At 53.2% G+C, this 8,892-nt stretch carries 10 protein-coding genes; 5 read left to right on the forward strand and 5 right to left on the reverse strand.

What is annotated here, in order from left to right; translation table 11 throughout:
• On the reverse strand, window positions 1–638 hold a 638-nt coding region (locus tag D5S03_RS05085), incomplete at its 3' end, for a GAF domain-containing protein (RefSeq protein ID WP_287042870.1).
• Window positions 639–1,241: 603 nt separating this feature from the next.
• On the opposite strand from D5S03_RS05085, the gene D5S03_RS05090 reads away from it, so the two are divergent.
• The gene (locus tag D5S03_RS05090) at window positions 1,242–1,616 is read left to right on the forward strand and encodes a flagellar basal body rod C-terminal domain-containing protein (protein WP_287042871.1); all 375 of its coding nucleotides are present in this window, start codon (window positions 1,242–1,244) and stop codon (window positions 1,614–1,616) included.
• Window positions 1,617–1,642: 26 nt separating this feature from the next.
• Here D5S03_RS05090 and cooS read toward each other — a convergent pair whose 3' ends face one another.
• Window positions 1,643–3,517, reverse strand: a complete 1,875-nt coding sequence (cooS, locus tag D5S03_RS05095; RefSeq protein WP_008871393.1) for an anaerobic carbon-monoxide dehydrogenase catalytic subunit — start codon at window positions 3,515–3,517, stop codon at window positions 1,643–1,645.
• 119 nt (window positions 3,518–3,636) lie between these two features.
• Complete coding sequence (locus tag D5S03_RS05100) at window positions 3,637–3,768, reverse strand: hypothetical protein (RefSeq protein ID WP_008871394.1); 132 nt, start codon at window positions 3,766–3,768, stop codon at window positions 3,637–3,639.
• Window positions 3,769–4,013: 245 nt separating this feature from the next.
• Here D5S03_RS05100 and bioA point away from each other — a divergent pair, with 245 nt between their 5' ends.
• From bioA to bioB, 4 genes are all read left to right on the forward strand, one after another.
• Window positions 4,014–5,300 carry an adenosylmethionine--8-amino-7-oxononanoate transaminase gene (gene bioA, locus D5S03_RS05105; protein WP_008871395.1) on the forward strand — a complete coding sequence of 429 codons (1,287 nt, stop codon included), beginning with the start codon at window positions 4,014–4,016 and terminating at the stop codon, window positions 5,298–5,300.
• Between the two features lie 80 nt (window positions 5,301–5,380).
• A complete protein-coding gene (locus D5S03_RS05110; RefSeq protein WP_008871396.1) occupies window positions 5,381–6,001 on the forward strand; it encodes a LysM peptidoglycan-binding domain-containing protein in 621 nt (206 codons plus the stop codon).
• A gap of 11 nt (window positions 6,002–6,012) precedes the next feature.
• Window positions 6,013–6,630 carry a dethiobiotin synthase gene (bioD, locus tag D5S03_RS05115; RefSeq protein WP_008871397.1) on the forward strand — a complete coding sequence of 206 codons (618 nt, stop codon included), beginning with the start codon at window positions 6,013–6,015 and terminating at the stop codon, window positions 6,628–6,630.
• Between the two features lie 3 nt (window positions 6,631–6,633).
• Window positions 6,634–7,602, forward strand: a complete 969-nt coding sequence (gene bioB, locus D5S03_RS05120; protein WP_287042872.1) for a biotin synthase BioB — start codon at window positions 6,634–6,636, stop codon at window positions 7,600–7,602.
• 15 nt (window positions 7,603–7,617) lie between these two features.
• Here the strand turns inward: bioB and D5S03_RS05125 are convergent, their stop codons facing one another.
• Window positions 7,618–8,364 carry a class I SAM-dependent methyltransferase gene (locus D5S03_RS05125; RefSeq protein ID WP_287042873.1) on the reverse strand — a complete coding sequence of 249 codons (747 nt, stop codon included), beginning with the start codon at window positions 8,362–8,364 and terminating at the stop codon, window positions 7,618–7,620.
• On the reverse strand, window positions 8,336–8,683 hold the full coding sequence (locus tag D5S03_RS05130; protein ID WP_287042874.1) for an alpha/beta fold hydrolase: 348 nt from the start codon (window positions 8,681–8,683) through the stop codon (window positions 8,336–8,338). Before D5S03_RS05130 ends, D5S03_RS05125 begins: the two co-directional genes overlap by 29 nt.
• Window positions 8,684–8,892: the final 209 nt, after the last annotated feature.

Below are 8,892 nucleotides of genomic sequence, written 5' to 3' on the forward strand. Positions count from 1 at the left end.
ACAACCATCTGCACCAGCTCGGAACGCTCGGTATGAGCTATCAAGAGTTCTCTTTGCTTTAACTCCAGCTCTCTCACAAGGGCCTTGTAACGCTCTTTTTCCTCGCGAATTTTGTCCATGAGGCAGGAATTTTCTACCAGCGGGGAAATCCAGGAAGCGTATTCCTGGACCATCTGAAAGTCCTGGGAGGTGAATGGGGAATCATTGTCCCGGTCGGAACAGTTGATTACACCGATGGTATTGTTTTGTGACCCCTGAAGAGGGACGCAGAGAAGAGAAGTGGTTCTGTAGGACGAGGACCTGCCGTTTCTAGGCTTGAACATATCGCTTTTGCTTATGTCTTCAATCATCAACGGCACGGAATTGTAAAAAACATACCCGGAAATTGAGCCGGGATTAATATCCTGGACAATGCCAATTATATTGTGATTGGTGCTGGCTTCCACCCGCAGACTTTCCTGTTCTGAACTTTTAAGCATGATGGATCCTTTGCTGGCCTTGATTCTCTTGAGAATAAAATCAAGACTCTTGTCCAGCCTCTCATTCAGAGGGACAGTAATGTCAGTAAGAAGCCGCACGGCACTTCTGATTGCTGCAGCTTCAATATCTTCTTGCGGGGACCCTCTACAGTTATTCATAGTTCCAGCTCACCCTGATTTTTAGATTCTGGACTGTTCTTCTGACGGGATTTACTGATTAAACAAGAGGTTAGGATCTGTCACGATATAAGTGTTATATTCAGACATTTCCAGGCAGTTCTTAGCACTACAGCGAAACTTATTTATTGACCTCCGGGGACTGTCCCGCACCTACTTGGGAATAATTTCATGAAATTGCTGGAACTTGCTGAGAAATCAAGTAGGTGCGGGACTGTCCCCAGTTTAGACAGGTTGAAAAATTTTATAAGTTTCGCTGTAGTGTTAGCGAAATATTTCTTATGGATTATTGCCTTGGAAGCTGACCCTGATCATTTGCTGGCATCTTCAATGGTGCTGGCTCCCAGTCCGCAAGGGTGACACGCTATTAACCCATTCGAGTTAATTATAAGTTTGACTTCTATTTAAATGTAACCTAGGATTTATTTTAGATCAAACCATTTTTTCAAAAAACCCTTCAATGTAGGTTTGCACCAAAATAAAACTTCGTATTCCCCAGATACATATTGAAAAAATGCAAGCAGCAGGGCGTATTCGAGAAGATTTAAACACAGCAAGGCAAAGAAATAAAGAAAAGGAAATCTCATGGTAGACAGCATTTCCGGCATGGGAGCCTTTCAGAGCTTCGGCTTGCGCCAGCAGGTAAGCGCCCACAACGTGGCCAACGTAAACACCAGGGGTTTTGAGCCAGACCGGGTTATCCTGGAGGAAGCCCCGGAGAAGCAGGGTGTCAGGCCCCAGAGCGTGGAAAAGGTCCGGGATCAGGCCCTGGAGCATGCCCGGGAGATGCAGGAAGATGAAGCAGCCAGGGTTCAGGAACAGGCTTTAAGGCCCAGCAACACCGATCTTATTTCCGAGCTGGTCGTGATGCAGCAAAACGAAGCAGCTTACGCCGCCAGCGCCGCCGCCACACGCACCCAGAGCGATATGCTGGGCCATGTAATGGACATGAAGGCTTAGCAGGCTTTCAGGTCTTGCGGTATTTATCAGGACAGACCCAGCCCTTTTCTTTTGCTGGTGATGCGCTCATCAATCATTTCAGCAGCCTTGAAAGGATCCGGCTCAATGCCGAAGCTTGCTCCCACCAGGCTCTCCAGGCCGGACAGGGCAAGGTTGGTCACTGTTTCAGAACCGGTGATATTTGGCGGATGCCCCAGATGGGTAAAGATGCCTGAGGCTACGCAATAAGTCCCTATGGCTGCCGCCTTTTCCGAGTACCATTCCGGCGAGGAACCAGCCAGGGGCAGATCAGAGATGTCCACTCCCAGCTCATTGGCCAGGATTCCGGCGAGCTGAAGTATCCGTGCGTTGTCCACGCAGCTGCCCATATGCAGTACAGGCGGCACTCCCAAAGCCTTGCATATTTCATGCAGGCCGGCCCCGGCCTCATCTGCAGCCTCAGGCATCAGCAGCCCGGCCTTGCCCACCGCACTGGTTACACACCCGGTAACCAGCACCAGGATATCTCGCTTTATAAGCTCTTTGGCCAGGTTGACGTTGCCGTAATCCTGCCTGTACTTGGGATTGTTGCATCCCACGATTGCCGCCGCGCCCCTGATTTTACCCGCTTTTATAGCCTCAATGAGCGGCCCCGGGGTTCCGCCCAGGGCTTCAAGAATGGCCTCGTTGGAAAACCCGGTGATCATTTCCATGGGCCCCTGAGGTATCTCCACCCTGGAACTGTCTCGCCTGGAAAATCCCTCTACAGCCGTCTGCACCAGCTTGCGGGCCTGGTGGGAGGCATTGTGCATATCAAAGGGCACATGCTCGGCCCCTGTAAACCTGGCTTTGTCCGCGGTGGTGACCATTTTGGTATGATAACAGTTGCCTGCAGTCACCAGGCTGGGCATGATGCACTGATAATCCACCACGATAAGCTCCACCGCCCCGGTTACAATGGCCAGCTCAGTCATGAGATGATTGCCGGCCAGGGGAATCCCCTGGCGCATCATGAGCTCGTTGCCGGTGCAGCACAGCCCTGCCAGGTTGATGCCTTTGGCTCCTTTTTCCCGGGCCAGGCTGATCATTTCCGGATCATTGACCGCTTCCAGAACTTTCTCAGAAACAATGGGGTTGTGACCATGCACCAGGATATTGACCATGTCCTCCTGGATGACCCCCAGATTCACCTTACTTTTACCGGGCTTCGGGGTACCGAAAAGAATATCCGAGATCTCTGTGGCGATCATGGAACCCGCCCACCCGTCGGCCAGGCAGGTACGCGCGCTGTGCAGCATGAGATTGGGGGCGTCGTTGTCGCAGCCCATGTGGGTGCGGTGCATCATCTCGGCAATCTCCCGGTCCACACCCCTGGGTGTTATGCCCAGTTCATTCCAGAGCTTTTTTCGTTTTTCCGGCACCCGGACCAAAAAAGACACCTCATGCTGCCTGCTGCCGAAGTCGGCAAAAAAAAGATCGCTTAGCTCTAAAGCCACCTCAGAAACGCCTTTGCCCTCAACAGCAATACCCAGCTCACGGGCAATGCGCAAAAGCTTGGCTTCATCCTTGATGCTGTAATCCGTGGACTTGCCCAGGGCCACGGAATGCAGGGCTTCGATGCAGTCCCGGCCGTGATCCGAGTGACCTGCGGAACCTCCGGCAACAAAACGGCCGAAATTCCGGGCCACTATGACATCAGCGTCCGCCCCGCACACTCCCAGGGGGGCGTTTTTTCTGATCTGACACGGTCCCATGGTACAGTTGCGGCAGGTAAGGCCTGTCTGGCAGAACTTACAGTGCGGAGTCTGCTGTTCCAGACGGTCCCAGGCGGTCTCGACACCGTCCTTTTCAGCCTTGTCAAGCATCCTGGCAGCATCCGGCCAAAGGGTCTTTTCCTCAATGCTCTTTTTTTTCTTAGGCATGGTTTCCTCCAGTTATGTTTTTTAAAAAAAGTAAAGATACTCCGATAGCGTAACGGTTCTGTCCTGCGTCTAATGGATTAAACAAACACTTTTAGATACAATAATTGTTACTACAACACTCAGGACAGGTCAAATTCACCAGGCATCCCCTGAATGGTTACGCCCTTCTGAAGACAGGCAAACTTGACAGACAAAAGTTTATGGTCAAAATGAATCCACTCCCTGCATGGGCTGTCGTCTTCTGTAACCATTCAGGGGCTCCTCGGTGTTGATTACTGGCACAAGGCCTGGGGACTGTCCCTCGCTGTGTAGGTCTGTGCAGGATCACAGAATTTTGCGCTTTTAATTTTGGTAATTGTGAAGGCAAGGTGTCGCGGGGACTGTCCCCAGGCCGATTCCGGCACCCCCCCTGAATGGTTACCGTCTTCTGACGGCAAAAGAATTAAAAAATGCCTGTAACTGCAGGATAAAATACAAACAAGGAATCCCATCAGACATGGACTGGAAAGAAAAGCTTTCGTTCGACCAAGGGCACATCTGGCATCCGTACACTTCACTCATTGATCCTCTAACGGTATATCCTGTGGAATCGGCCAGTGGTGTACGCATAAGGCTTACCACCGGCCTGGAGCTCATTGACGGCATGTCCTCCTGGTGGGCTGTGATCCACGGCTACAACCACCCAGAGCTCAATAAGGCCCTGGCCGGGCAGTCACAGAAGACTTCTCACGTCATGTTCGGCGGTCTTACCCATGAACCGGCCATAGACCTGGCCCGGGAACTTGTCCGCATCACTCCGGAAGGGCTGGACAAAGTATTTTTCTGTGATTCAGGCTCTGTATCCGTGGAGGTGGCCCTGAAAATGGCTCTGCAGTACTGGCAGGCCAGGGGGGATACGTCCAGGAAGAGATTCTTGGCCTTGAGATGCGGCTACCACGGGGATACCTTCGGGGCCATGTCCGTCTGCGATCCCTTTAACGGAATGCACAGCCTGTATTCCGGCTTTCTGCCTGAAAATCTTTTTGCCCCGGCCCCAAAATCCGGTTTTGACGGACCTTGCACCCCCGAGGACCTGCAGGCCGTGGAAGAGATCATGGCCTCACATCACCAGGAACTGGCCGCGTTCATCCTGGAACCTGTAGTCCAGGGAGCCGGGGGAATGCGCATGTATTCTCCGCAATATCTGGCCCGGGTTCGAGAACTCTGCCGCAAATACCAGGTGCTTTTAATCGCCGATGAAATCGCCACAGGCTTTGGGCGTACAGGCAGACTTTTCGCCTGCGAACACGCCGGCATCACCCCGGACATAATCTGCCTGGGCAAGGCCCTCACCGGGGGCTACATGAGCATGGCCGCCACCCTTTGCACCACGCATATCGCCGAAACCATCTGCAGGGGCGATCCAGGCGTTTTCATGCACGGCCCGACCTTTATGGCCAACCCCCTGGCCTGCAGCGTTTCCCTGGCCAGCATCCGCCTGCTGCAGGAAAGCGGCTGGCAGGAAAAGACCGCCCGCATCCAGGAGCAGATGCAGCGCGAACTGATTACGGCAGGCAATATTCCCGGAGTACGCCAGGCAAGAGTGCTGGGGGCCATTGGTGTCCTGGAGCTGGACCGGCAGGTCCCTGTAGGCGACATCCAGCAGATGTTCGTCCAGGATGGGGTATGGATCAGGCCTTTTATGAATCTCATTTACATCATGCCCCCGTATATCATAGAGTCCGGGGACCTGAGCAGATTGACCTCAGCCATGCTCAAGGCTGCCAGACACATTGGATCTTGACTGCTGCCTGTCCATGGCTGTAATATTTAGAAAAACTGTAACTGCCTGAAACCTTTTTCTCATTAACAAGAGGTAATACCGTGGAAAAGAAAAACTGGATAAACAAACTTGATGATCTGGAAGAAGATCAGCCTAAAGAAAACAGCAACCCCAGGCGCAAACAGTTCGGGATGGGCCGTCCTCCGGACAACCTGATTTCCTACATTGCCGGCGGAGCGGGCATTGCCCTGGTTATTATCCTGGTGGTCATATTCGCCAGGGGCGGAGATGACGTGTCTTCTCAAGAACTACAGGAAATCTCTTCAAAGCTGCAAAATTTAGAAGAACGTATGCAAATCCTGGAAGAACAGGCTGAAGAAAGGCAGGTGGCCTTTACCGATATCTGGGAAACCTCCCGGGATTTAAATCGCAGACTTGAAGACCAGCGGGAAAACATTGACGACATGCGCCAGCAACTGGCCGCACTGGAAGAAGATCCTCCAGTCAGGCCTGACCCTGAGCCGGTGCAGCCACCGGAACCGGCAGAAAGGCCTGAGCCCGAAGCTGACGAGGAGTATGTCTATCATGAGGTGCAGGCCGGAGAGAACCTTTTTCGCATCAGCCTTGAGTACGACATTTCTGTTGACGAGATACGCGAACTAAATGACCTTGGTCCTGACGACCCCATTCAGCCCGGCCAGAAAATCAGGGTCAGCCAGTAGGTCGAAGTCATTTGCTTTTCCCGCGGTGTTTTTTTGTAACCGGCACTGATACCGGAGTGGGCAAGACTGTCATCAGCGCCCTGCTGGCTGCCGGGCTTGAGGCTTATTACTGGAAGCCGGTGCAAAGCGGATCAGACCAGGGCCTGGACAGCCAGCAGGTTGCCCTGTGGGCAGGGCTTGACCGGGTAAAAATCATCCCCGAGGCCTACACACTAAGGCAGCCCCTTTCGCCCCACCTTGCTGCAGAGCGGGATGGTGTTTTTATCGACCCCCAAAGACTGCACATACCTGATGCACAAGGCACTCTCGTCATCGAAGGTGCCGGCGGGATTATGGTTCCCCTGAATAATGACCTGCTCATCTTGGACTGGGTCCGGTCTCTGGCTGTTCCGGTGCTCATAGTCGCCCCCAACAGACTGGGGGTGATTAACCATACCCTGTTGACCATAAACGCCCTGGGCTGTTACGGCGTGAAGATTCTGGGGGTTATTTTAAACGGCGAGCCCAATATGGACCATGTTCAGGCCATCGAATATTTCGGCAGAACACCGGTCCTGGCTCAGGTGCAGACCATGCCGGAAATCACTCCACAGCTGCTTAAATCAAAATTTGCGGAATACTTTGGATAAAATATGCAGTACTTCCTGGACCTGGCCCTGAAAACAGCCCAGGGCAACATGCTTGCAGACTCGGAGCAGAAAACACTCCTTGAACTGCCCTATGTGGAAACATACAGGCTTTTCCCCGGGGCCGAGCTCTTACGCCGCAACTTCTGCGCAAATAAAATCAGGGTCTGCGCCATAACCAATGCCAAGTCCGGGAAATGCTCCGAGGATTGTGCCTTTTGCGCCCAGTCAGCCCACCACACCACCAGTATAAACAGCTATCCCCTGAAAAACCCGGGACAGATGAGCCTTGAAGGACGCAACATGTCTGCCCAGGGGGTGAACCGGTTTTCCCTGGTCACCTCAGGCAAGGGGCTTGAGGCAGAAGAGGTGCAACAGGTCTGTCGGGTGACAAGAGAGCTTGCATCTCAGGGCATAAGCCCCTGCGCCTCCCTTGGAGTGCTGAAGCAACAAGAACTCCAGGAACTAAAAGATGCCGGCCTGACCCGCTATCATCACAACCTGGAAACCGCTCCTGGATTCTTCCCCAGCATCTGCACCACTCACGACTACTCCCAGAGAACTGAAACGGTGCGCCTGGCCAGACAGACCGGGCTGTCTGTCTGCAGCGGAGCTGTATTCGGCCTGGGGGAGAGTGACGCACACGTCCTGGAACTGGCTCTGACTCTAAGAGAGCTTGATGTGGACGCAGTGCCGGTAAATTTCCTGGTTCCCATACCCGGCACACCACTGGAAAATAATGACCAGTTAACTCCCCTGCGGTGCCTCAAAATCATCTGCATGCTGCGTTACATGCTCCCCAGGCATGAAATCATCGTCTGCGGCGGAAGGCTGGAAAACCTGGGAGAACTCCACCCCCTGATCTTCATGGCCGGGGCCAGCGGGCTCATGACAGGCAATTATCTCACCCGTCAGGGCAGAGGAGTTGCAGAGGATATGCAGATGATCACGGACATGGGTCTGGAACCCGCCTGACAACCTCTCACTGACTCATTTCTTTTGCCCCCGGATATAAAGCACCCGGTAATCCACAGGGATCCGGCCGCCTTCACCATATGTTTCCAGGTACATGCGGCAGAAATTTCGATAACACTGCCTGCCGAACACCGGCCTCCTGCCAGTGTACCCGGCCCCGGTGCCCTTGTGGCTCTTTAAAAATCCCTGCACTGAATCATAATAGACTGTATAGTTTTCAACCCGGGACGTATATTCTGTCCCGGATCTGGCCATGGCAGCCATACATTCCCGGACCCGGGGCAGAGGATAGACTGAGCCAAAGCCCGACATGGAGCTTATATGTTTCATCTGCCGGAAAGTTCCGGCCACAAAAAAAGACAGGGAGAAAAATCCGCCCGGGCATAAGAGCCTTAAGCTGCGGCCAATACTTTGCCCCCCTCCTGCATACCACTGCATCACCGAGGAACTCACGAGCAGATCAAGTGATCCCTCCCTCAAGGGCGGAGTCTCCCCATCCCCCTGAACAGGGACAACACTGTCCCGGGGCAAAAGCCCCAGCATGGAAAAAGAAACATCCATGGCCAGATATATACCGGCCCGGATTCTTTCCAGGCAGTGCCGGGTAAGAAGCCCCCCTCCGGCTCCTATTTCCAGGACCCTGGGGTAGTATCCCCGGGGTATGTTCCCGGCGCATTGCCCGGCCGCCTCCTCCTGGATCACGGCCTCTTCCAGGTATGTATCTGCAGCCCGGTCAAAATATTTTTGTACCTGTCTGCTCATAGGTAATTTGCCATATTTTTTCTTCAGCAATAAAATGTCCGCCGGAAGTGTAAACCGGTCTTCCCTGGCCCAGGGCCGCATGCACCTCGAGTAAAGCCTGCCTGGGAACAATTCTGTCCCGGCTTCCATGGATAAGGGTTGTACAGAATTGCATGTCCTGGTGCTCAATATGTTCAGGTCCCGGCTGCATAAGGTATTCAAGTCCCCTTGCAAGTCCTCTTACATCACCCTGCCTGATCCGGGGTGCAGATTTTATCCCGCATCTGCGCCAGAACCAGCGCACAGTGGTTTCAGGATTTTTGCCCAGACCATTTAACATGTCCTGAATGCCGTTAACCGGGGTGTGCCGGGTAAAATCAAGAAAGGGAGCTATCAGAACGAGATGACTGGTACTTATTGATCAAAGGCATTGCAGACACAGGCTGGCCCCCAGGGACCAGGCCAGGACAATATCCCATGCATGGGAGCGCAGAAGTTTTTTTATGTCGCTCTGACTGTGAGAGACGAAAGGAAGGACAAAAAAAGAAT

The organism is Desulfonatronospira sp. MSAO_Bac3 (genome assembly GCF_003838035.1).
Taxonomy (GTDB): domain Bacteria; phylum Desulfobacterota; class Desulfovibrionia; order Desulfovibrionales; family Desulfonatronovibrionaceae; genus Desulfonatronospira; species Desulfonatronospira thiodismutans.